The organism is Streptomyces sp. MBT65 (assembly GCF_016612545.1).
Lineage (GTDB): Bacteria > Actinomycetota > Actinomycetes > Streptomycetales > Streptomycetaceae > Streptomyces.
Genome location: NZ_JAENRY010000063.1, coordinates 43,306 through 65,022, shown reverse-complemented (window position 1 = coordinate 65,022; position 21,717 = coordinate 43,306). Strand labels below are relative to the sequence as shown.

Sequence of the window (21,717 nt, the reverse complement as noted above, 5' to 3'; positions counted from 1 at the left end):
GCCACCACCTGGGAACTCGCCCTCCAGCCCGGCCAGGACCTCGCCGAACTCACCGAGGACGAGTTCTACGGCTACGGAGTCGACGCCGGCACGGGCGCGTTCTACGACGCCTCGGTCGACGGCTCGTTCCCGGAGTGCGAGGGCGACGAGGGCCCGCTGTGGGACGCCTTCGAGAAGAACGGCCACGCCCCGGGGCCCTACCTGGTCACGTCCCCCTCCACCGGCCACACCCTGGCCGCCTTCGGCTCCGGCTGGGGAGACGGCGCCTACCCCACCTGGATCGGCCGTACGGCGGCCGGCGAGGTCAGCTGCTTCGTGACGGACTTCTTCGTCGCCCCTGTGTGACGCGGATCGGGGGCAGACGCGCCCCCGGGCCGCGGGTTACCGTCGGATCATGACCATTCGGGCCGTTGTCTGGGACGTCGACGACACCTTGTTCGACTACACCGGCGCGGACCGCGCCGCCATGCGCGAGCACCTGGCGGCCGAGGGGCTGCTCGACGGGCACGCGAGCGTGGCGGACGCTCTGGAACGCTGGCGCGTGGCCACCGAGTTCCACTGGGCGCGGTTCTCGGCCGGGGAGGTCTCGTTCGAGGGGCAGCGCCTGGACCGCGTCCGGCTGTTCCTGGACCGGGAGTTGACCGACGGCGAGGCCGACGACTGGTTCCGGCGCTACAAGGCTCATTACGAGCGGGCCTGGGCCCTCTTCCCGGACGTCCTGCCCGTCCTGGACGCCCTCGCGGCCACCCACCGGCACGCCGTCCTGTCCAACTCCAGCCTCACCGTCCAGGACCGCAAACTGCGCACCCTCGGTGTGTACGACCGCTTCGAGGTCATCCTGTGCGCGGCCGAACTGGGCGTCTCCAAGCCCGAGGCCGGCGCCTTCCTCGCGGCCTGCGAGGCGCTGGGACTGCCGCCCCACGAGGTCGCCTGTGTCGGAGATCACCCCGAGATCGACTGGCGGGGTGCGTCCGACGCCGGTCTGCTCTCCGTGTGGATCGACCGCCACGGCGGGCACACCCCGGAGGAGGCCCTGGTGGGACGGCACCGGATCGCCTCGCTGGCCGAACTCCCCGCGCTGCTCGGCCCCGATACCCGTTTTGGAGCCCCGTCCACCTTCAGGTAATGTTGTTCCTGTCGCCGCCGGGGAACGGGCCGAGAGGTCAGCAACCGGAGGCGTCAACTGGAACAAGATCCCCGCAAGGGATTGCGTTTTGGTGGCCTATGGTGTAATTGGCAACACTACGGTTTCTGGTACCGTCATTCTAGGTTCGAGTCCTGGTAGGCCAGCTCGCAGATGCTATGAATTCTGCAACGCCCCCGTTGTGTAGCGGCCTAGCACGCTGCCCTCTCACGGCAGTAGCGCCGGTTCGAATCCGGTCGGGGGTACAGATCCTTCCCAGGAAGGTGGTCCGGGTCGCACCCGCCACCCTCCATGCAGGATCGCTAGGGCCCCCGTTGTGTAGCGGCCTAGCACGCTGCCCTCTCACGGCAGTAGCGCCGGTTCGAATCCGGTCGGGGGTACGTTTTACCTTGCAATACCTTGGTCTATGGTGTAATTGGCAACACTACGGTTTCTGGTACCGTCATTCTAGGTTCGAGTCCTGGTAGACCAGCTTGGATCTGCGGCTGTGTAGTTTTGAACGGCTGCATGATCTGCGCCCCCGTTGTGTAGCGGCCTAGCACGCTGCCCTCTCACGGCAGTAGCGCCGGTTCGAATCCGGTCGGGGGTACATGGACGAAAGGCCCTCCACTTCGGTGGGGGGCCTTTCGCATGTCCCGCACACTTCCCGCTCACTCGAAGCCGTACCGCAGTGCCGACTCCTCCTCCTGGGCCAGCCGGTGCAGTGCCTGGAGCACCGGCTCGACGAAGATCGCGCCCGCGACCGCTGTCTCCACCTTCTCGGCCTCCGAGGGGTGCGTCTCCACGAAGTCCAGGTCGAGCACCGCTGCCTGACGCATCAACTGGGCGTAGTTCACGATGAGTTCGGGAGGCCAGTCGTACCCGAGCCGGCGAAGTGCGGCCACCGCCACCACCAGTGAGCGGTAGGACGGCGAAATGGTCACCAGTGCCTGGGAGTTGGACCAGCCCAGCGTCTCCAGGAGCTTGTCGACCTCGCGGTGCGCGGCCTGTACGTGCTCGTCCTCAGCGTCCGGCTCCGGAACCTGCGGCAAGGCCCAAAGTGCCGCGCCCAGCCGGATCGTGCGGCCGAGGGAGTCGTCGTCGACATGGCCGAGCACCTCGCGGACCGTCGCCACCGGCAGTCGGCCGACCTGGATCATCGCGCGCACCAGCCGCAGCCGGCGCAGGTGTTCCTCGTCGTACTCGGCGGTGGTCGCGTTGACCTGGCGGCCGGGGCTCAACAGGCCTTCGCGCAGGTAGTACTTGATGGTCGCGATGGGCACACCGCTGCGCTCGCTCAACTCGGCCAGCCGCATGTCTTGCGTCCTTCCTCGGGTAGCGGCACTATCCAAACACGGGTCATCGGATAGTGCTGGTACCCAACTAGGGGGAGTCATGTTCGCGAAGGCTGTCAACGGCCGTACCACCGCTGCCGCCGAGGGGGAGGTGGTGGTGCTGCTGATCGGCATGCGCATCAACCGCTTCTGGGCCGTGCACCACTGGGTGCCGGTGTTCCTCGCGATGCCGCGCATGCTGCGGGAGTTGGGGAAGGACCCCGGTCGCGGACTGCTCGGGCATGTACTGCTGACGGCGTCCCCGCGGACGTACTACGTCGTCCAGTACTGGGAGTCCAAGGAGAAGCTCTACGCGTACGCGAGTTCGCCCGACATGTTCCACCACAAGGCGTGGGCGATCATCAACCGCAAGGAGAAGGCCGGGAAGGTGCGCGGTCACGTCGGGCTGTGGCACGAGAGCTATGTCGTGCCCGAGGGCTCGTACGAGGCGATCTACGCCGACATGCCGGCCTTCGGACTCGCCGCGGCGCATGGCCAGGTGCCGGTGGAGAAGCGGGGGCGGCGGGCGAAGGACCGGTTCGCGTACCGGTCGGAGAAGGTGACGTCCGACTGAACGGCTCGGGCGGAGCCGGCAGGTGGCTCCGCAGGGTGGGAGTGACCGGCCACGACGGTGCGGCAGCGGTAGGACGGCGCATTCCGGCACCTCCGGCGGAGCCGCGTATCCACGCAGCCCACGGAGTGCGGACAGGGGCCGGTGGAGAAGCGGGGCCGGCGGGCCAAGGACCGGTTCGCGTACCGATCGGGGAGTGGGGCGTCCGACCAGGCGGGCCGAGGCGAGGCGGCAGTGCTTCGGCGGCTTCCCGAAGGGGCGCGGGGCTGTGTCGATGTGCGGCTCCGCCGTGCGGGCGCGACCAGCCACGACGGTGCGGCAGCGGAACGACGGCGCATCGCGGCGGAGCCGCATATCGACACAGTCGGCGGAGCGCTCGGCCCCGGACGTGACGAAGGGCCTGCCGCGGCGTTGAGGCAGGCCCTTCTATGGTGTTCCGGGGGATCAGCCGGTGCGGCGCAGGGCCTCGGAGAGGCGGGCGGCGGCGTCGATGACCGCCTGGGCGTGCATACGGCCCGGGTGGCGCGTCAGGCGCTCGATGGGGCCGGAGACGGACACCGCGGCCACCACGCGGTTCGAGGGGCCGCGCACGGGCGCGGAGACGGACGCGACGCCCGGCTCCCGCTCGCCGATGGACTGGGCCCAGCCCCGGCGCCGTACGCCCGAGAGGGCCGTGGCCGTGAAGCGGGCGCCCTGGAGGCCGCGGTGCAGGCGCTCCGGCTCCTCCCAGGCCATCAGGATCTGGGCCGAGGAACCGGCTTTCATCGTGAGGGTCGAGCCGACCGGGACCGTGTCCCGGAGTCCGGACAGGCGTTCCGCGGCGGCCACGCAGATGCGCATGTCGCCCTGGCGGCGGTAGAGCTGCGCGCTCTCGCCCGTGATGTCCCGCAGATGCGTGAGCACCGGGCCCGCCGTGGCGAGCAGGCGGTCCTCGCCGGCGGCCGCGGCCAGCTCGGCGAGACGGGGGCCCAGAATGAAACGGCCCTGCATGTCGCGCGCCACCATGCGGTGGTGTTCCAAAGCCACGGCCAGCCGGTGTGCCGTGGGTCGTGCCAGCCCGGTCGCCGCGACCAGACCCGCGAGGGTGGCCGGACCGGACTCCAGAGCGCCCAGGACAAGGGCTGCCTTGTCCAGGACGCCGACGCCGCTACTGTTGTCCATGAAACGATACTCGCGTCTCACTCTGTGAAACGCAAGTTCCTTTTTTCGTGAGACGCGCAACTCTTGTAGGCACAGCGGCCCGCGTATCGAACGGGCCAGGCGGCGGCTGCCCGTGAACCAGGGGTGCGAGCGCCGTCTCCTCAGGATCTCTAGTTGGGCCGGCGCTGTTTCGCCGGCCGGAGGGAAAGCGATGGGTAGGACACTCGCGGAGAAGGTCTGGGACGACCACGTCGTCCGGCGCGCCGAGGGCGAGCCCGACCTCCTCTTCATCGATCTGCACCTGCTGCACGAGGTGACCAGCCCGCAGGCCTTCGACGGTCTCCGCCAGGCCGGGCGTCCCGTGCGGCGCCTCGACCTCACCATCGCCACCGAGGATCACAACACCCCGACCCTCGACATCGACAAGCCCATCGCGGACCCGGTCTCCCGGGCCCAGCTGGAGACGCTGCGCAAGAACTGCGCCGACTTCGGCGTCCGCCTGCACTCCCTGGGCGACGTCGAGCAGGGTGTCGTCCACGTCGTAGGACCGCAGCTGGGTCTGACCCAGCCCGGTACGACGGTCGTGTGCGGTGACTCCCACACCTCCACCCACGGCGCCTTCGGCGCGCTGGCGTTCGGCATCGGCACCTCCCAGGTGGAGCACGTGCTGGCCACCCAGACGCTGCCGCTGGCCCGCCCGAAGACCATGGCCATCACCGTCGACGGCGAACTGCCCGACGGCGTCACCGCCAAGGACCTGATCCTCGCCATCATCGCGAAGATCGGCACCGGCGGCGGCCAGGGCTACATCCTCGAATACCGCGGCTCCGCCATCGAGAAGCTCTCGATGGAGGCCCGCATGACCATCTGCAACATGTCGATCGAGGCCGGCGCCCGCGCGGGCATGATCGCCCCCGACGAGACCACCTTCGAGTACATCAAGGGCCGCGCCCACGCCCCCGAGGGCGAGGACTGGGACGCCGCCGTCGCGTACTGGAAGACCCTGAAGACCGACGCGGACGCGGAATTCGACGCCGAGGTCGTCATCGACGGTCCCTCGCTGGCGCCGTTCGTCACCTGGGGCACCAACCCCGGTCAGGGCGCGCCGCTTTCGGCGACCGTCCCCGACCCGGCTTCGTACGAAGACGCTTCGGAGCGCTTCGCCGCCGAAAAGGCCCTGGAATACATGGGGTTGGAGGCCGGCCAGCCGCTGCGCGACATCAAGGTCGACACCGTCTTCGTAGGTTCGTGCACCAACGGCCGGATCGAGGACCTGCGGGCGGCCGCCGCGATCGTCGAGGGCCGCAAAGTCGCCGACGGCGTACGGATGCTGGTCGTTCCCGGCTCCGCGCGGGTCGGCCTCCAGGCAGTCTCCGAGGGCCTGGACGTCGTCTTCAAGGAGGCCGGCGCCGAATGGCGGCACGCGGGCTGCTCGATGTGTCTGGGCATGAACCCCGACCAACTGGCGCCCGGTGAGCGCTCCGCGTCCACCTCCAACCGCAACTTCGAGGGCAGGCAGGGCAAGGGCGGCCGTACGCACCTGGTCTCGCCGCAGGTCGCCGCCGCGACCGCCGTGCTGGGCCACCTGGCCTCGCCCGCCGATCTGTCCGACGCCCCTGTGCCCGCTGGAGTCTGAGAGTCATGGAAGCATTCACCACGCACACCGGCCGGGCCGTCCCGCTGCGCCGCAGCAACGTGGACACCGACCAGATCATCCCCGCCCACTGGCTCAAGAAGGTGACCCGGGACGGGTTCGAGGACGGGCTGTTCGAGGCCTGGCGCAAGGACGAGAACTTCGTCCTCAACCGCCCTGAGCGCAAGGGCGCGACGGTTCTGGTGGCCGGCCCCGACTTCGGCACCGGCTCCTCCCGCGAGCATGCCGTGTGGGCGCTGCAGAACTACGGCTTCAAGGCCGTCATCTCCTCCCGGTTCGCCGACATCTTCCGCGGCAACTCGCTGAAGAACGGCCTGCTCACGGTCGTTCTGGAGCAGAAGATCGTGGACGCGCTCCAGGACCTCTCCGAGAAGGACCCGCACGCCGAGATCACCGTCGACCTGGAGGCCCGCGAGGTGCGCGCCGAAGGCATCACCGCCGCCTTCGAACTCGACGAGAACGCCCGCTGGCGGCTGCTGAACGGCCTGGACGACATCTCCATCACCCTCCAGAACGAGGGCGACATCTCCGCGTACGAGGCCAAGCGCCCCTCGTACAAGCCGCGGACGGTCCAGGTCTGACCCAAAGCCCTCCCACGAGGCCTTCCCCCGGTCGAGATTCGGCCACGCGACACCCCGTCTGTACCCCCGATCGCCACGATTGGGGGTACAGCCATGTCTGCACCCGAACGGCCCTGCGCGCCTGCAACGCTTTGCTCAACTCCCTGTGTTAGACAGGGTGTTGACTGGGTAGGCGCAGCTTTGAGCCAAGGCTGCCGCCGGGCTCGGCCACGCTGTTTGAGGGACCAGTTGCTACCCCCGCAGGCGACAACTCGCCCCAGATGGCACAATCTGTGCATGGAACACGACGGCCAACTCAAGCTCTATGCGGCAGTCGCGGACCAACTCAAGGAAGCGCACACAAGAGTGCGCGCACTGCAAGTCCCGGAGGGCGTACGGATGGCGCTGGCCCGGAAGCTGCTGGTCATTACGGCCGCGGCCAAGCACGATCTCGCCGACGCGACAAGGCGGCTGGACCGGTTCACGGCGGACCTCGACGCGGGTCGATTCCCGGAAGAGGAACGCTGAAACAAGTCCAGGACAGCCGAGTTCGTTGCGGCGCACGGGTGATAAGCCCGTTTCGTGTTTGATTTGCGGTATATATCTGCCTAACGTGCGAAAAAGCCGGAGCAGTTTCGTTCCGGCAATGTCTCCGAAGGGGAAGACGTGAACAAGGCGCAGCTCGTAGAAGCGATTGCGGACAAGGTCGGTGGCCGTCAGCAGGCCGCCGAGGCGGTCGACGCGGTTCTGGACGCCGTCGTCCGTGCCGTCGTCAATGGGGACCGGGTTTCGGTCACCGGTTTCGGTTCGTTCGAGAAGGTCGACCGTCCGGCCCGTTACGCCCGCAACCCCCAGACGGGCGAGCGGGTTCGGGTCAAGAAGACCTCCGTGCCGCGCTTCCGTGCGGGCCAGGGTTTCAAGGACCTGGTGAGCGGCTCGAAGAAGCTCCCGCGCGGTGGCGAGGTCGCCGTCAAGAAGGCGCCCAAGGGCAGCCTGAGCGGCACCGCTTCGGCGACGGTCAAGAAGGCCGCGGCCAAGAAGACCACCGCCAAGAAGGCCACCGCGACGGCCAAGAAGACCGTGGCGAAGAAGACGGTCGCCAAGAAGACCGTCGCCAAGAAGGCCACGGCCAAGAAGGCGACCGCCAAGAAGACCACGGCGACGGCCAAGAAGACGGCGGCCAAGAAGGCCACCGGCACCGCCAAGAAGGCCCCGGCCAAGAAGGCGACGGCCACCAAGGCCCCCGCCAAGAAGTCGACGGCGCGCAAGACCACCGCCAAGAAGGCCACCGCCACCCGCTAGTCACGGGGCGCAGGGCACTCACGCGCCGGGCCGGACTCCCTCTGGGAGTCCGGCCCGCGGCGTATTCACGGCCCCTGTAAGGGCGTTCAGACGGTCTCGTACGTCCCGTACGGGACGCAGGCGCTCAGAAGGTCTGCAGTGTCACCAGCGTGACCCTGAGCCCGTCCCTGGGCCCCTCGGTCTCGATCCGCACCCGCTGTCCCGGCCGCAGCAGCCGCAGTCCGCCCGCGTCGAACGCGGCGGCGTCGAAGGACACCGGGGTGCCGTCGTCGAGCAGCACACTGCCGGTACGGGTCCCGGCGTCGTAGGTGTAAGCGGTCGCCTGCATGGCCGCAGCCTACTGCCGCCGACCGCCGGCTACTGCCCGGGAATCAGCAGCCCCGCCGCCGCTTCCGCCGTGCGCGGTCCGACCCCGAGGGTCAGCGCCGCCCGCAGGTCCTCGCCGGTGTCCACGTCCTGCCGTACGGAATCCACCGCGTCCAGGGTGAGTTCGACCGCCCCGGAGGCGTGATGGCGGGCGCGGGAATCCGTGCCGAAAGCCGGGCGCAATTCGCGGCCCTCTCGGGCGGTGAGCAACGTGGTACCGATTGTGGCCGCGTCCGGGAGAAAAGCGCGGGGGAATTCGGCGGCCGCGTCCAGGACCCGGGCCAATTCCGCCGGCCGCAGCGCCGGCAGATCGGCGTTCAGGGCCGCGACCGCGCTTTCGGGGCGGGAAACCCGCACGACCGCCGCCGCGTGCCGCAGCGCGGCGTTCAGGCCGCCTCCCGGCTCGTCCGCGACGATACGGGCGCCCAGCGCGGCGAGTTCGCGGCCGGCCAGGGCGTCGTCCGTGACGACCACCACATCGCGGACCGCCGGGCAGGCCAGCGCGGCCGCCACGGTGTCCTGGGCGAAGGCGAGGGCCAGGCCCGGGCGCAGCCCGTCGCCCGCGGTGTCCGAGAGCCTGCTCTTGGCTCGCGCCAGAGGCTTCAGGGGTATGACCAAGGTCCACTGCACGGGCGTTCCGTCCCTCTCTTGTCGCGGCCATTGTCACCCGGCACCCCTGGCGGTGTCGGTGGCGGGGCGTACGGTGTTCTCGACAGACCGGCGGCCTGGGGCGACACTTGTGCGGCCCCCCAGGTCCTAGAGGAAGGTGTTCGCGTGCCCCGCCGCAGAATCGGGTTCTGGTACCGCTTCGCAGCGGTCCTCTGCAAACCGCCGCTGGTGCTTCTGATCAAGCGGGACTGGGGTGGAATGGAACACATTCCGGCCGAGGGCGGGTTTATCACCGCGGTGAACCACAATTCACAAGTGGACCCCTTCGCATACGGACACTTTCAGTACAACACCGGACGTGTTCCGCGATTCCTGGCGAAGAGCAGTCTTTTCGGGAAGGGATTCGTGGGTGCCGCGATGCGCGGCACCGGACAGATCCCCGTCTACCGCGAGACCACGGACGCGTTGAGTGCCTTCCGCGCCGCGATCGACGCCGTGGAGCGAGGCGAGTGCGTCGCGTTCTATCCCGAGGGAACGATCACCCGGGACCCCGACCAATGGCCTATGACCGCAAAGACCGGCGCCGCGCGGGTGGCCCTTCAGACCCAGTGCCCGGTGATTCCCGTGGCCCAGTGGGGCGCCAACGAACTGCTCCCGCCGTACGCCAAGAAGCTGCGCGTCCTTCCGCGCAAGACCAGCCATGTGCTCGCGGGCCCGCCGGTCGACCTCACGCGGTTCTACGGCAAGGAGATGAGCCCGGACCTCCTCAAGGAGGCGACCGAGGTCATCATGGCCGACATCACCCGCCTGTTGGAGCAGATCCGCGGCACGAAGGCGCCCGTGACGCCCTACGACCCGCGCCGCGAGCGGATCGAGCAGCGGCGCCGAACGGCCGCGGAAACCCACGAGTTGGAGTCTCGGACCGAGTCGGCGAGCGAGCCGAGGGTCGAGCAGGAAGAGGGGCAGGGCACGTGAGCAAGCCGGTCAAGGCGGCCGTATTCAGCGCCGGTTCGTGGGGCACGGCGTTCGGCATGGTGCTCGCCGACGCGGGCTGCGAGGTCACGCTGTGGGGGCGTCGCGCGGAGGTCGTGGAGGCCATCAACTCCACGCGTACGAACCCCGATTACTTCCCCGGCGTCGAACTCCCGGAGAACCTGCGGGCCACCACCGACCCCGCCGAGGCCGCCGACGGCGCCGACTTCACCGTCCTGTCGGTCCCTTCGCAGACGCTGCGCGCCAACTTGGCCGAATGGGCACCCCTGTTGGCGCCCGACACGGTCCTCGTCTCGCTCATGAAGGGCGTCGAGCTCGGCTCCGTCATGCGGATGAGCGAGGTCATCGAGGACGTCGCCAAGGTCGGCCGGGACCGAATCGCCGTGGTCTCCGGGCCCAACCTCGCGCGGGAGATCGCCTCCCGGATGCCGGCCGCCGCGGTGGTCGCCTGCACCGACGAGGCCGTGGCCCGCCGGCTCCAAGCCGCCTGCCACACCCCATACTTCAGGCCGTACACCATCACCGATGTCGTGGGCTGCGAGCTCGGCGGCGCGGTGAAGAACGTGATCGGGCTCGCCGTCGGCATCGCGGACGGCATGGGGCTCGGGGACAACGCCAAGGGTTCGCTGATCACCCGCGGGCTCGTCGAGACGACCCGGCTCGGCATCGCGATGGGCGCGGATCCGCTCACCTTCTCCGGGCTCGCGGGCCTGGGCGACCTGGTGGCGACCTGCTCCTCGCCGCTCTCGCGCAACCACACCTTCGGTACGAACCTCGGCAAGGGGATGACCCTCCAGGAGACGATCGCGGTCACCAAGCAGACCGCGGAGGGCGTCAAGTCCTGTGAGTCCGTGCTGGACTTGGCCCGCAGACACGACGTCGACATGCCGATCACGGAGACGGTCTTCGAGATCGTGCACGAGGGGAAGCCGCCGGTGGTCGCCCTCAAGGAGCTGATGTCGCGCAGCGCGAAGCCCGAGCGACGGTGAGCAACGCGGGTCAACGGACGCTGACTCAAAGCGGTACCACCGGGTACTCTCATCGCGATATGAGCACCGAGAACCTCTCCCAGAACCCTGAGCAGCCGCCTCGCAAGCCGCGTGTGGCCGTCGTGTTCGGCGGCCGCAGCTCCGAGCACGGGATCTCCGTGGTCACCGCCGGCGCCGTCCTCGGGGCCATCGACCGGACCAAGTACGACGTCCTGCCGATCGGCATCACCCGCGAAGGCCGCTGGGCCCTCACCGCCGACGCACCGGAACGCATGGCGATCACCGACCGCCGTACGCCCGACGTCGAGCAGCTCACCGAGTCGAGCGAGGGCGGTGTGGTGCTCCCGCTCGACCCCGGGAACCGCGAAGTCGTCCTGAGCGAACCGGGATCCGTGCCCAAGGCCCTCGGCGAGGTCGACGTCGTCTTCCCCGTCCTGCACGGCCCCTACGGCGAGGACGGCACCCTCCAGGGACTTCTGGAGCTGTCCGGTGTGCCGTACGTGGGCGCGGGTGTGCTCGCCTCGGCCGTCGGCCAGGACAAGGAGTACATGAAGCGGGTGTTCACCTCGTTCGGCCTCAAGGTCGGCCCCTACGTGGTGATCCGGCCGCGCGAGTGGGAGCGGGACGAGTCCGCCGCGCGCAAGAAGATCGTCGACTTCGCGGGTGAGCACGGCTGGCCGCTGTTCGTGAAGCCCGCGCGCGCGGGCTCGTCGATCGGCATCACCAAGGTCGACGACCTGGCCGGACTCGACGAGGCGATCGAGGAGGCGCACCGGCACGACCCGAAGATCCTCGTGGAGGCCGCGCTGCGTGGCCGCGAGATCGAGTGCGGGGTGCTGGAGTTCGAGGACGGGCCGCGCGCGAGCGTGCCCGCCGAGATCCCGCCGCCCCAGGAGCACGCGTACTACGACTTCGAGGCGAAGTACATCGACTCGACCCCCGGTATCGTGCCCGCCCCGCTGACGCCGGAGGAGACCGCCGAGGTCCAGCGGCTCGCGGTGGACGCCTTCGACGCGGCCTCCTGCGAGGGGCTGGTGCGGGCGGACTTCTTCCTTACCGAAGACGGCGAGTTCGTCATCAACGAGATCAACACCATGCCCGGCTTCACGCCGATCTCGATGTACCCGCAGATGTGGCAGGCCAGCGGCGTTTCCTACGGGGAGCTGGTGGACCTCCTGGTGCAGGCGGCCCTGCGCCGCTCGACCGGGCTGCGCTGAGCCGGTCGCTCCGGTACCGCTAGTCGGCGATCCCTTCGGGGATCGCCTTCTTCACGGCCTTCGCGAGATCGACCAGGGGCGCCATGCCGTCCCCGGTGCGCTCCTTCGGGATGGTCACCTCCACGTAGGCCTTGCGCAGCGTCGTGGTGAAACGGAACGAGCCGTCCTCCTGCTTCTGCAGCAGCCAGCCGACCCCGTTCACCTCGACGCCGTCGGCCTCCGGGTCGTTCATCTTGGCGGGTCTGACGACACCGCAGCGCAGTATGATCGCCGGGTTCCCCCAGCCCGCGGTCAGCGCGGACGCGGGCTCGGGATCCCGGCGGCCCCGGTCGTCGACCTTCGACGGCAGCATCTTGTCCAGGTTCCGGCACAGCCCGGTGACCTTCGCGCCCGGCGAGGGAACCGCCGCCGACACGCTGTCGTCTGCTGAGGAGCAGCCCGCGACGGCGATCAACGCGGCGAGCACGGACAGCCCGATGACAGAACGGTGCCGGTGACGGAGAGAGTTCACCGGCCAAGGGTAGACGGGGGCTACAGATGCACCACCGGGCAGGTCAGGGTGCGGGTGATGCCGTCCACTTGCTGGACTTTGGCGACCACCATGCGGCCGAGGTCGTCGACCGTGTCGGCCTGGGCGCGCACGATCACGTCGTACGGTCCTGTCACGTCCTCGGCCTGGATCACTCCAGGGATCTTGCTGATCGTTTCGGCGACGGTCGACGCCTTGCCGACCTCCGTCTGGATCAGGATGTACGCCTGTACCACGGAACCTCCAGGGCGGCCACGAGGATCATGTGGGGAAAAGGAACGCCACGGTATCGCGTCGCCGCTCGCCGCGGGGAGACCCGCGGAGGCGCTTGCCCCCGTGCCGGGGCACGGGCACGACTGAAGTCGACGGTCACCTCGACCGTACCGAGCACACCGACGGCTCGCGACCGGGCGCTGCCGTCACGAGAAGAGGACGAACGATGAAGGGCACCGTCGGTGAGTTGGGGGAGTTCGGGCTCATCAGGGAGCTCACTTCCCGGCTCACCACCACCCCCGCGGTCCGGGTCGGCCCCGGCGACGACGCCGCGGTCGTCGCCGCGCCCGACCGCAGGGTCGTGGCGAGCACCGACATACTGCTGGAGGGCCGCCACTTCCGCCGCGACTGGTCCACCGCCTACGACGTCGGGCGCAAGGCCGCCGCGCAGAACCTCGCGGACATCGCCGCGATGGGCGCCGTACCGACCGCGCTGCTCCTCGGCCTGGTCGTGCCGGCCGAACTCCCGGTCACCTGGCCCATGGAGCTGATGGACGGGCTGCGCGACGAGTGCCAGGTCGCGGGCGCCTCGGTGGTCGGCGGCGATGTCGTACGAGGCGACACGATCATGGTGTCGATCACCGCGCTCGGCGATCTGCGCGGCCGGGAGCCGGTCACCCGGGCCGGCGCGCAGCCCGGTGACGTGGTCGCGGTGACCGGCTGGCTGGGCTGGTCGGCGGCCGGGTTCGCGGTGCTGTCGCGGGGCTTCCGCTCGCCGCGCGCGTTCGTGGAGGCGCATCGGCGCCCCGAGCCGCCGTACCACGCGGGTCCGGCGGCGGCCGGGCTCGGGGCGACCTCGATGTGCGACGTGAGCGACGGGCTGATCGCCGACCTCGGGCACATCGCGGAGGCCAGCAAGGTGCGCATCGACATCCGGTCCGGCGCGATCGACGTGCCGACGCAGATGCACGACATCGGGCAGGCCGTCGGTGTCGACCCCATCCAGTGGGTGCTCACCGGGGGAGAGGACCACGCGATCGTGGCGACCTTCGCCCCGGACGTGAAGCTGCCCGCCCGCTGGAAGGTCATCGGCGAGGTCCTCAACCCCTCCGCGCTGCCCCAGGTGACGGTCGACGGGGCGCCGTGGACCAGCAAGGGCGGCTGGGACCACTTCGGGGACATCGAGTCGTGAAGCCCCTGGTGCTGACGGTGGCCGGCTCCGACTCCGGTGGAGGGGCGGGAATCCAGGCCGACTTGAAGACGATGCTCGCGCTCGGGGTGCACGGCATGAGCGTCGTCACCGCGGTCACCGCGCAGAACTCCCTCGGAGTACAAGGGGCTTGGGAACTTCCGTCACAGGCGGTGCGCGCCCAGTACCGCAGTGTGGTCGACGACATCGGCGTACAGGCCGTGAAGACCGGGATGCTCGCGTCGGCGGAACTCGTCGAGACGGTCGCGGAGTTGCTCGCGGGGACGGACGCTCCGGCGGTCGTCGACCCGGTCGGCATCTCGAAGCACGGGGACTCGCTGCTGGCGGACTCCGCGCTGGACGCCGTACGCACGAAACTGCTGCCCGTGGCGACCGTCGCGACGCCGAACCTCGACGAGGTGGCGCAGTTGACCGGTGTCCGGGTCGACTCGGAGGAGCGGCTCAGGGAGGCCGCGGCGGCCGTGCTGGCGTACGGGCCGCGGTGGGTGTTGATCAAGGGCGGTCATCTGCCGGGGGACGCGGTGGATCTGCTGACCGACGGCGCCGAGGAACACTGGCTGCGCGCACCCCGGTACGACAACCGGCACACCCACGGCACGGGCTGCACGCTCGCCTCGGCGATCGCCTCGCAGCTGGCCAAGGGCGACTCGGTGCCGGAGGCGGTGACTGCGGCGAAGGCGTATGTCACGGGGGCGATCGCGGCGGGGTTCGCGCTGGGGGGCGGGATCGGGCCGGTGGATCATGGGTGGGCGCTACGGAGTGCGGATTCCTGAAGCGCAGGTTTTTGTTGCGCGGGTTTCTGAAGCGTGGGTTTCTGAAGCGCCGGTTTGTTGACAGGGCACGGCAAAAAGCCGGCCCACACGAGGTGGACCGGCTCGATGCAGCGAACCAGCAGTGGCCGCGCGCTCAGCAGTGCGTCAGCGCGAGACCTTGCCGGCCTTGATGCACGAGGTGCAAGCGTTCACGCGCTTCGGCGTCCCACTGACCACGGTACGGACGCGCTGGATGTTCGGGTTCCAGCGACGGGACGTACGGCGGTGCGAGTGCGAGATGTTGTTGCCGAAGCCCGGCCCCTTGCCGCAGACGTCGCAGTTGGCAGCCACGGGTCACTCCAAAGACTTCAGATGCACAGATGCACTTACGGATGATCCCGGCATGCCGGAATCGAGATCGTAAGATCTGAGTGGCGCTGCCAGGGGGGATGGCCCGATCGGGATCGGGCAACCGGAGCAGCATACAACGACTGCGCCAGTACAACGAAACTACCATGCCTGGTCGGGGGCCCGCTCCGGCCCTCCTCGGGCCCGGGCCGTCCCAAGGTCTACGCTGCGTGCCAGTCCAGCAGCTCAAGGAGGCGCAGGTGCCGCAGGTGCCGCAGACATTCTTCGATGCTCTCGCGGTGCGCACCTGGTGCGGTCTCGCGCTGCGGGCGCTGGGGCGTGCGCGCGAGGAGATCGACGCGATCAACGTGTACCCGGTGGCCGACGGGGACACCGGCACCAACCTGTACCTGACCATGGAGTCCGCGGTCGCCGCGGTCGAGGCGGTGTTCGACGGACACGGCACCCTGACCCAGCAGAAACCGCCGCTGGCCGACGCCGCCCGCGCGATGGCCCACGGGGCGCTCATAGGGGCGCGCGGGAACTCCGGGACGATCCTCGCTCAGTTGCTGCGGGGCATGGCCCAGGTGCTCGCCGCCGACGGTGAGACGGCTCACACGGATGGCGAGGGACTACGGCTGGCCCTACGGCGCGCGGCCGACTCCGCCCGGCACGCGGTGGCCCACCCGATCGAGGGCACGGTCCTCTCGGTCGCCTCGGCGGCGGCGGACGCGGCCGACGACAGCGGGGAGGACGGCGGGGACGACTGCGGGACCGTCGCACGGGCCGCCTACGAGGGAGCGTGCGCCGCGCTGGCCGCGACCCCGGGGCAACTGGCCGTCCTGGAGCGCGCGGGAGTCGTCGACGCGGGCGGGCGCGGGCTGGTCGCGGTGCTGGCCGCGCTGGTGGAGACGTTCACGGGGGACGGGCCGGTCTTCACGGGGGTGGAGACGCACGCACGCGTGGAGGACGATTTCGTCTCCCATGACCCCCATGACCCCCATGCCTCGCAGGACTCCCACGCTTCCGACGCTCTCGATGCTCCGGGCGCCCCCGAAGGCACCCCGTGCGAAGGCGGCCCCGCCTTCGAGGTGATCTACCTCCTGGAGGCCGACGACTCGGCCGTGACCCGGCTGCGGGAGCGGCTCGACGCCCTGGGCGACTCGCTCGTCGTGGTCGGCGGCGACGGCCTGTGGAACGTCCACGTGCACGTGGACGACGCGGGCGCCGCCGTGGAGGCGGGTGTCGAGGCCGGCCGGCCGCACCGGATCCGGATCACCCACTTCGGGCTCGGCGACGTCCACACCACTGGTGCCGAACGGCCGCCCAGGGAGCGCGCCCAGCGGGCCGTCGTCGCCGTCGTCCCCGGCGAGGGCCTGGCCGGGCTCTACGGCGAGGCCGGCGCGACCACCGTCCTCGCGCGCCCCGGGGAGCCGCCCGCCAGCGGGGAACTGGTCGCGGCCCTGCGGCGGGCACACGCGCGTGAGGTCGTGCTGCTGCCCAACGACGCCGACCTGCGCCACACGGCCGCTGCCGCCGCCGAGCAGGCCCGTGCCGAGGGCATCCGGGTCGCGCTGATCCCGACGCGTTCCGCGGTCCAGGGGATCGCCGCGCTCGCCGTGCACGAACCGGAGCGCCGCTTCGACGAGGACGTCGTCTCCATGACCTCGGCGGCGGGCGCGACCCGCTACGCCGAGGTCGCCGTCGCCGAACGCCAGTCCTGGACCATGGCCGGCATCTGCCAGGCCGGGGACGTCCTGGGGCTCGTCGACGGCGACGTGGCCGTGATCGGCGCCGATGTCACCGCCACCGCCCGGGCCGTCCTCGACCGCATGCTCGCGGCCGGCGGCGAGCTCGTCACGCTCGTCCTCGGCGACGAGGCCCCCGCGAGCGTCGCCGACATCCTGGAGGTGCACGTCCGGGAGTCGTACCTCGCGGTCGACACGGTGGTCTACCGGGGCGGTCGGCAGGGCGCCCTGCTGCTCATCGGCGTCGAGTAGGGCCCGTCCGCTGACCGGGGACTACTTGTTGTCGTTCTGCTCCTCCATCAGCTGGAGGAGCTGCTCCGCCTCGGCGCGACGGGACCGTACCGTCTCGTCGCCGTCGTCGGCACCCTCGTAGGCCTTCAGCACGCCACGCGCGCGTGCGGCCGCGTCGGCGGGGCGGCTGAGGTCGGCCTCCAGCCAGCCCGCGGCGAGTTCGGCGCCGGTGCGGGTGTGCACCGCGCCCTCGCCGAGGGCGGCGAACACGGTGACCGCCTCCGCGGTCTGCGCCAGGGCGTCCTCGAACGCGGCCTGGATCGCGCTGTCCTCGGCCTCCTCGGCGACGGAACGGGCCAGCAGCTCGCCGAACTGCCGGTGGGTGTGGCCCAGTTCACCGGTGAGCCGCTGCCGTGCCTCCTGGTCGTCCGTCACGAGCAGCGCGGCCTCGCACTCCTCGATCGCGCCCGCCATCAGCTCCCGCGCCCGGTCCGGACCCCGGTCCGCGCGCAACGCCAGCCACGCGCGGGCGCGCAGCGAGCGGACGAGCCCGTGCACGTTCCCCAGGGACCGCCACAGATCACCCGCGCGCTCGTAGGCCTGGTCCGCCTCGGCGGGCAGCTCCGCGTGGCCCAGCGACTCGGCGGCGAGATGGGCGAGCGTCGCGTGGTCGTTCTGCTCGGGCCAGTGCCGGGCGATCTCGGCCGCCTGCAACCGCCGTTCGGCCGCCGCCCGGTGCTCGCCCAGCTCGCTCAGACAGTCACCGAGCCACCACTGCGTCTGGACGATCGCGCCGTCGCCGTGCGTCTCGACGCTCAGGTCGGGCAGCGCCGACTCCAGCACCTCGGCGGCCTCGGCCCAGCGGCCCTGCCGCAGCAGGAAACCGCCGAGCTGGTGGCGGGCCCAGGCGCCCAGCGTCGGGCCCTCGCCCGCCTCGTCGGACCAGTGCGCGGCCTCCAGGGCGTGCTCGGCGGCCTCCTCGGACCGTCCCCGGCCGCCGAGCACCTCGGCGAGCTGGAGATGCAGCTGAGCCCGTCCTGGCGCCTCCAGATAGGGCCCACCGTGCTCCAGGGCGGCCTGCAGCGCCCGCTCCGCCTCCGCGATGTCGCCGAGGTGATGGGCGAGCCCGGCCAACCGGGCCTCGTACTCCACCGCGAACCACGGCAGCCCCGCGACCACGAACGCCGTCGACGCCTTCGAGAACAGCCGCACGGCCGTCTCCAAGTCCCCGCCCCGCACCGCGAGTTCGGCCAGCATCGCCTGCCCCTCGGCGCCCCGCGCGGCCAGTCGTACGTCATCCCCTGTGTGCCCCTCGACCAGCGCCAGCACCTCCCGTACGGCGGCCTCGGCGGCGGCCAGGTCCTCGGCACCGGGGGTGTCCTCGGGGGACTCCCCGTGGACCCGCCGCATCAGGACGCGCGCCCGGCTCATCAGCACGGCCGCCGTCTGCCGTACGCCCGTGCCGTCCTCGGAGTACAGGGCCAGCACCGCGTCGTACGGCTCGGCGATCGCCGCGAGGGCCTCGTCGATCTCGCCCGTGAGAGCGCGTACGTACGCTCCACGCGCGCGTGCCGCCCACGCCTCCCCGGGGTCGCCCGCCTCCGCGAACAGCTCGGCCGCGCGCTCGAAGAGGGCGAGGCCCTCGGGACCCCGGTCCATCGCCTGGTGGTCGGCGATCTCCGCGCGGTCGCGGGCGGACAGCTCGCCGCCCTCGGCGGCACGCGAGACCGCCGACCAGGCCTCCACGGCGTGCGGTTGCAGCGTGTCCGACAGTCGCCGTGCCTCCGTGAGGAGTTCGGCGAGGTCCTTCTCCGGGGCCCGCTCCGGGACCGCCGTGCCCGGCACGACGGGTGCCGTGGTCGGCCGGCCCGCGGAACGCACTCCCAGGGGGAGCCGTTCCACCAGCGGCCGCTGGTCCATGCGCGCGCGTACCCCGTCGCCGACGTGGGTCGTGCCGTTGCGCTCGTCGAAGCGGGCGGCCAGGGCTAGGGTCTCCACGCGTGCGTGGACGGCGAGTTCGCGTGCGGTCCACGCCCGGCCGGTCGGCCCGGGCACCTGCTGGTCGCCGAGCCCCAGTTCGGTCAGCCGGTCCATCAGCAGGGTCACCACGGACAGGAAGTCCAGCCCGCTGCGCGGGTTCCCGGAGTCCGTGAAGTACGCCGGACGTTCCGCGAGCAGCTCAAGACCGCGCGCTTCGTTGCCGCTCAGCGCGCAGAACTCCACATGGTCCGCGTACGCGCCCCGCATGCTCTCCATGGGCCGTACGAGACGGAAGCCCCGAAGGTGATGCGCGCGTGCCTCGTCGGCCCGGCCCAGGCGCAGCAGTGGGGCCAGGGAGGACGCGAGGACGGTGTGCGGCTCGTGGGCGCAGGTGAACTCGCCCTCCAGGACCGGCTGCCACAGCTCCAGCGCCTCCGCGTCCCGCTCCCGCTGCACCTGCCACTCGCCCTGGGTGTGCAGTTCGCACGCGTGGCAGTCGGCCATGGTGTCGCGGTCGGCGGCCAGCCACGCGGCGTACGCCCGCTCGGCCCGCGCGAGGTCCCCGACGTGCGAGGCGACGCTGAACTCGGCGCTGCGCACGGCCCGTTCGGAGTGCCCGGCCAGCCGGTAGCGGTGCTCCATCTCGCCGAGCCACTTCTCGATCGACGCGAGCGGGATGTGCGGCTGGCCGAGCATCCCGGACGACATCCACTTGAAGACCCAGTGCAGCGAGTGGACCTCGTACTCGTCGAAGTCCTCCGGCCGTTCGTCCCACATGCGCAGCAGGCGCGCGAAGGGGACGAACATCTTGTCCTTCTCGGAGCTGTAGTTGTAGACTTTCAGCTGGTGCCCGAGCGCCTCGATGACGGCGAGCGGGATGTCCAACTTCTCGGCCTCGCCCAGCAGTTGCTCCGCGCGCGCGTTGCGGGCCGGGCCCTCCGGCTCCTCGGAGTTCTCGGCCATCGCCCGGCGCAGCGCGTCGAAGTCCGTGATCCCGGTCATCAGTGGTCGCCCTCCCCGTGTGTGGCCCACTCCAGGAGGCCGATGAACGCCCGGTTCAGCAGTGCCGAATCGGCGGGGCGCAGTGGTCGCTGCGCCATCAGGAGTGCCTGCCCGTAGAGCGACTCCGTGGCCGTCCCGATCAGGTCCCGGTCCCCCAGCGAACTGATGCGCCGGATCAGCGGGTTGAGATGGTTGAGCACGAGACGCGCGCGTGGCGCACTGCCCCGCAGCGAGCCCAGGATGCCCGCCCACAGGTCGTCGGCCTGCTCCTCGGCCTCCGCGCGGGCCTGCTCGTGCCGGGCCGAGCGGTCGTCCAGGTGCAGCGCGGGCACCGACAGCGGATGGAACGCCCGGAGGACGACATCACACCCCAGGGGGTCCAACTTGGCCCGCGCGGCGGCCAGGAAGTCCGCCAGCGCCAGCTCCTCGGCCGGGTCGACCGAGTCCAGGTGCGCGGTCACGGTGTCCGAGTCCAGCTCGGCGACCACCGTCCCCGGGCGCACCGACGGCAGCGCCTCGACCAGCTCGCCGTCGTAGGTGTAACCGCCGTTGATCACGCCGATGCCCTGCGCGGACGCGATCGGGGCGACCTGCCGGTACTCCTCGACGGTCCGCGTGAAGTGCACCACCGGGTGCCGCTGTGCGAACTCCTCCAGGGAGACGCGTCCGTCGGTCGTCTCGAACGGGAGCCACGGCAGCATCGTGCGCAGCATCTCCTTGTCGTGCCGCGCCAGGGACTTCACCCCCAGGTGGTGCACCGACAGGAACGCGGCCAGCCGCTCCGGATCACCCGCCGCGAGCCCGGTCAGCCAGGAGCGAATCCTTTCCCCGAGCGCCTCCCGTACGGCGGCCAGCGTCTCGTCCTCGTAGAGAGACTCGCGCGAGGCCGTGGGCCGCAGACTGTCCGTGTCCAGCACACAGCGCACGAAGAACGCCCAGTCGGGCAGCAGCTGTTCGGCCCGCTCGGTCAGCAGCATGCCCTTGAGGTGCACCCGGTGACTGGCCCGCTGCGCCGGACTCACGGCGCCGGGAAGGACGTAGGCCACGCCCCGGATGCCCGCGAGCGGCACGGAGAGGTCGATCGAGTCCAACGGTGTGAACCCGAACAGTTCGTGACAGTGCCGCGCGAGTGCCACCCGCCGGGTGCTGGGACTCGGGTACGGCCGGTCCCAGGGCGCGGGCAGATCGGTGATCGCCTCGCCGTCCACCCGGACGTCGTACGGCAGCAGCGCCCCGAAGTCCCGGGCCAGCCCCAGGACCTTCTCCTTGGTGAGCCATTCACCGGCGCCCGCGCGCGCCACCAGGTGCACGGTGGTGCCCGGTTCGGGGTGTTCGGCGGCGGGCAGCGTCCGCACGGTGTACGAGCCGTCGTCGGTCGCCGTCCACTCCACGGGCGGCGCCTCGGGCGTACGGGCGCTGCGGCTGACGACCCGGATCCGCTCGGCGACCACGAAACAGGCCAGCAGCCCGATGCCGAACTGCCCGAGGAACTCGGAGCGGGCCTCCTGGAGCCCGTCGGCGCGCTTGGAGCTACGGCCGATCGTCGCGAGGAGGTTGTGCACGTCCGCCTCGGTGAGCCCGACGCCGGAGTCCTCGACGCGCAGGGTGGCGCCCTCGACGTACAGGCGCACCAGGGCAGGGGAGTCGGGCTGCTCGGCGCGGCGGGCGGTGATCGCGTCCACGGCGTTCTGCAGCAGCTCGCGCAGATAGACCTTGGGGCTCGAGTAGAGGTGATGGGAGAGCAGGTCCACCAGACCGCGCAGGTCGACCTGGAACGTGTGAGGTGACTGGGATGCCTGTGATGACTGTGAGGTCTGGGAGTCCATCGTCGCAGCGCCGAGGTGGG

The 21,717-nt window shown here is 70.7% G+C and carries 22 protein-coding genes and 5 tRNA genes; 18 read left to right on the top strand and 9 right to left on the bottom strand.

Going from position 1 to position 21,717, the window contains the following annotated elements:
• The 7 genes from JHN63_RS16895 to JHN63_RS16865 form a co-directional block, all read left to right on the top strand.
• Nucleotides 1-345, top strand: a 345-nt coding sequence (locus JHN63_RS16895) for a DUF4241 domain-containing protein (protein ID WP_200681884.1), incomplete at its 5' end; no start/stop codon positions are given.
• 49 nt (nucleotides 346-394) lie between these two features.
• Nucleotides 395-1,126 carry an HAD family hydrolase gene (locus JHN63_RS16890; protein ID WP_200681883.1) on the top strand — a complete coding sequence of 244 codons (732 nt, stop codon included), beginning with the start codon at nucleotides 395-397 and terminating at the stop codon, nucleotides 1,124-1,126.
• A 92-nt stretch (nucleotides 1,127-1,218) separates the two neighbouring features.
• Nucleotides 1,219-1,290 (top strand) — tRNA-Gln (locus JHN63_RS16885).
• Between the two features lie 26 nt (nucleotides 1,291-1,316).
• Nucleotides 1,317-1,389: transfer RNA gene (locus tag JHN63_RS16880), tRNA-Glu, on the top strand.
• Nucleotides 1,390-1,451: 62 nt separating this feature from the next.
• A tRNA-Glu gene (locus JHN63_RS16875) sits at nucleotides 1,452-1,524 on the top strand.
• A 20-nt stretch (nucleotides 1,525-1,544) separates the two neighbouring features.
• A tRNA-Gln gene (locus JHN63_RS16870) sits at nucleotides 1,545-1,616 on the top strand.
• Between the two features lie 44 nt (nucleotides 1,617-1,660).
• Nucleotides 1,661-1,733: transfer RNA gene (locus tag JHN63_RS16865), tRNA-Glu, on the top strand.
• A gap of 61 nt (nucleotides 1,734-1,794) precedes the next feature.
• On the opposite strand, the gene JHN63_RS16860 is transcribed toward JHN63_RS16865, so the two are convergent.
• Nucleotides 1,795-2,439 (bottom strand): MerR family transcriptional regulator, encoded by a 645-nt coding sequence (locus tag JHN63_RS16860; protein WP_200681882.1) that lies wholly within the window; start codon nucleotides 2,437-2,439, stop codon nucleotides 1,795-1,797.
• A gap of 79 nt (nucleotides 2,440-2,518) precedes the next feature.
• Here JHN63_RS16860 and JHN63_RS16855 point away from each other — a divergent pair, with 79 nt between their 5' ends.
• Entirely contained in the window at nucleotides 2,519-3,031 is a 513-nt protein-coding gene (locus JHN63_RS16855) for a DUF4188 domain-containing protein (protein WP_200681881.1), read from the top strand.
• Nucleotides 3,032-3,472: 441 nt separating this feature from the next.
• On the opposite strand, the gene ndgR is transcribed toward JHN63_RS16855, so the two are convergent.
• Nucleotides 3,473-4,189, bottom strand: a complete 717-nt coding sequence (gene ndgR / locus JHN63_RS16850; RefSeq protein WP_019068721.1) for an IclR family transcriptional regulator NdgR — start codon at nucleotides 4,187-4,189, stop codon at nucleotides 3,473-3,475.
• Nucleotides 4,190-4,379: 190 nt separating this feature from the next.
• Here ndgR and leuC point away from each other — a divergent pair, with 190 nt between their 5' ends.
• From leuC to JHN63_RS16830, 4 genes are all read left to right on the top strand, one after another.
• Nucleotides 4,380-5,804 carry a 3-isopropylmalate dehydratase large subunit gene (leuC, locus tag JHN63_RS16845; RefSeq protein ID WP_200681880.1) on the top strand — a complete coding sequence of 475 codons (1,425 nt, stop codon included), beginning with the start codon at nucleotides 4,380-4,382 and terminating at the stop codon, nucleotides 5,802-5,804.
• Nucleotides 5,805-5,809: 5 nt separating this feature from the next.
• Entirely contained in the window at nucleotides 5,810-6,403 is a 594-nt protein-coding gene (gene leuD, locus JHN63_RS16840) for a 3-isopropylmalate dehydratase small subunit (RefSeq protein ID WP_200681879.1), read from the top strand.
• 276 nt (nucleotides 6,404-6,679) lie between these two features.
• Complete coding sequence (locus tag JHN63_RS16835; protein WP_019068724.1) at nucleotides 6,680-6,910, top strand: hypothetical protein; 231 nt, start codon at nucleotides 6,680-6,682, stop codon at nucleotides 6,908-6,910.
• Nucleotides 6,911-7,048: 138 nt separating this feature from the next.
• The gene (locus JHN63_RS16830; RefSeq protein ID WP_200681878.1) at nucleotides 7,049-7,684 is read left to right on the top strand and encodes an HU family DNA-binding protein; all 636 of its coding nucleotides are present in this window, start codon (nucleotides 7,049-7,051) and stop codon (nucleotides 7,682-7,684) included.
• Between the two features lie 124 nt (nucleotides 7,685-7,808).
• On the opposite strand, the gene JHN63_RS16825 is transcribed toward JHN63_RS16830, so the two are convergent.
• Nucleotides 7,809-8,012, bottom strand: a complete 204-nt coding sequence (locus tag JHN63_RS16825; protein ID WP_033282688.1) for a hypothetical protein — start codon at nucleotides 8,010-8,012, stop codon at nucleotides 7,809-7,811.
• Nucleotides 8,013-8,041: 29 nt separating this feature from the next.
• A complete protein-coding gene (cofC, locus tag JHN63_RS16820) occupies nucleotides 8,042-8,680 on the bottom strand; it encodes a 2-phospho-L-lactate guanylyltransferase (protein ID WP_200681877.1) in 639 nt (212 codons plus the stop codon).
• Between the two features lie 144 nt (nucleotides 8,681-8,824).
• Between cofC and JHN63_RS16815 the strand changes: the two genes are divergently transcribed.
• Genes JHN63_RS16815 through JHN63_RS16805 form a run of 3 tightly spaced genes read left to right on the top strand, consistent with a single transcriptional unit; the run spans nucleotide 8,825 to nucleotide 11,858 of the window.
• Complete coding sequence (locus tag JHN63_RS16815; RefSeq protein ID WP_200681876.1) at nucleotides 8,825-9,634, top strand: 1-acyl-sn-glycerol-3-phosphate acyltransferase; 810 nt, start codon at nucleotides 8,825-8,827, stop codon at nucleotides 9,632-9,634.
• Nucleotides 9,631-10,641, top strand: coding sequence for an NAD(P)H-dependent glycerol-3-phosphate dehydrogenase (locus tag JHN63_RS16810; RefSeq protein WP_200681875.1), 1,011 nt, complete (start codon nucleotides 9,631-9,633; stop codon nucleotides 10,639-10,641). The genes JHN63_RS16815 and JHN63_RS16810 overlap by 4 nt, the downstream gene beginning before the upstream one ends.
• Nucleotides 10,642-10,700: 59 nt before the next feature.
• Nucleotides 10,701-11,858, top strand: coding sequence for a D-alanine--D-alanine ligase family protein (locus JHN63_RS16805; RefSeq protein ID WP_200681874.1), 1,158 nt, complete (start codon nucleotides 10,701-10,703; stop codon nucleotides 11,856-11,858).
• Between the two features lie 19 nt (nucleotides 11,859-11,877).
• Here the strand turns inward: JHN63_RS16805 and JHN63_RS16800 are convergent, their stop codons facing one another.
• Together JHN63_RS16800 and JHN63_RS16795 are read right to left on the bottom strand one after the other, a co-directional pair.
• Nucleotides 11,878-12,369: a DUF3515 domain-containing protein gene (locus tag JHN63_RS16800; protein WP_200681873.1), complete on the bottom strand. Its 492-nt coding sequence runs from the start codon at nucleotides 12,367-12,369 to the stop codon at nucleotides 11,878-11,880.
• A 20-nt stretch (nucleotides 12,370-12,389) separates the two neighbouring features.
• Nucleotides 12,390-12,623: an Lrp/AsnC family transcriptional regulator gene (locus JHN63_RS16795; RefSeq protein ID WP_003997603.1), complete on the bottom strand. Its 234-nt coding sequence runs from the start codon at nucleotides 12,621-12,623 to the stop codon at nucleotides 12,390-12,392.
• A gap of 203 nt (nucleotides 12,624-12,826) precedes the next feature.
• Here JHN63_RS16795 and JHN63_RS16790 point away from each other — a divergent pair, with 203 nt between their 5' ends.
• Nucleotides 12,827-13,792: a thiamine-phosphate kinase gene (locus JHN63_RS16790; protein ID WP_200681872.1), complete on the top strand. Its 966-nt coding sequence runs from the start codon at nucleotides 12,827-12,829 to the stop codon at nucleotides 13,790-13,792.
• A complete protein-coding gene (gene thiD, locus JHN63_RS16785) occupies nucleotides 13,789-14,583 on the top strand; it encodes a bifunctional hydroxymethylpyrimidine kinase/phosphomethylpyrimidine kinase (RefSeq protein WP_200681871.1) in 795 nt (264 codons plus the stop codon). The genes JHN63_RS16790 and thiD overlap by 4 nt, the downstream gene beginning before the upstream one ends.
• A 144-nt stretch (nucleotides 14,584-14,727) precedes the next feature.
• Here the strand turns inward: thiD and rpmB are convergent, their stop codons facing one another.
• On the bottom strand, nucleotides 14,728-14,913 hold the full coding sequence (rpmB, locus tag JHN63_RS16780; protein WP_003973430.1) for a 50S ribosomal protein L28: 186 nt from the start codon (nucleotides 14,911-14,913) through the stop codon (nucleotides 14,728-14,730).
• Between the two features lie 257 nt (nucleotides 14,914-15,170).
• Between rpmB and JHN63_RS16775 the strand changes: the two genes are divergently transcribed.
• Nucleotides 15,171-16,910, top strand: a complete 1,740-nt coding sequence (locus tag JHN63_RS16775) for a DAK2 domain-containing protein (protein ID WP_200681886.1) — start codon at nucleotides 15,171-15,173, stop codon at nucleotides 16,908-16,910.
• Between the two features lie 21 nt (nucleotides 16,911-16,931).
• On the opposite strand, the gene JHN63_RS16770 is transcribed toward JHN63_RS16775, so the two are convergent.
• Together JHN63_RS16770 and JHN63_RS16765 are read right to left on the bottom strand one after the other, a co-directional pair.
• Nucleotides 16,932-19,871 carry a tetratricopeptide repeat protein gene (locus JHN63_RS16770; protein WP_200681870.1) on the bottom strand — a complete coding sequence of 980 codons (2,940 nt, stop codon included), beginning with the start codon at nucleotides 19,869-19,871 and terminating at the stop codon, nucleotides 16,932-16,934.
• Nucleotides 19,871-21,697, bottom strand: a complete 1,827-nt coding sequence (locus tag JHN63_RS16765) for an HSP90 family protein (RefSeq protein ID WP_200681869.1) — start codon at nucleotides 21,695-21,697, stop codon at nucleotides 19,871-19,873. Before JHN63_RS16765 ends, JHN63_RS16770 begins: the two co-directional genes overlap by 1 nt.
• Nucleotides 21,698-21,717 lie beyond the last annotated feature (20 nt).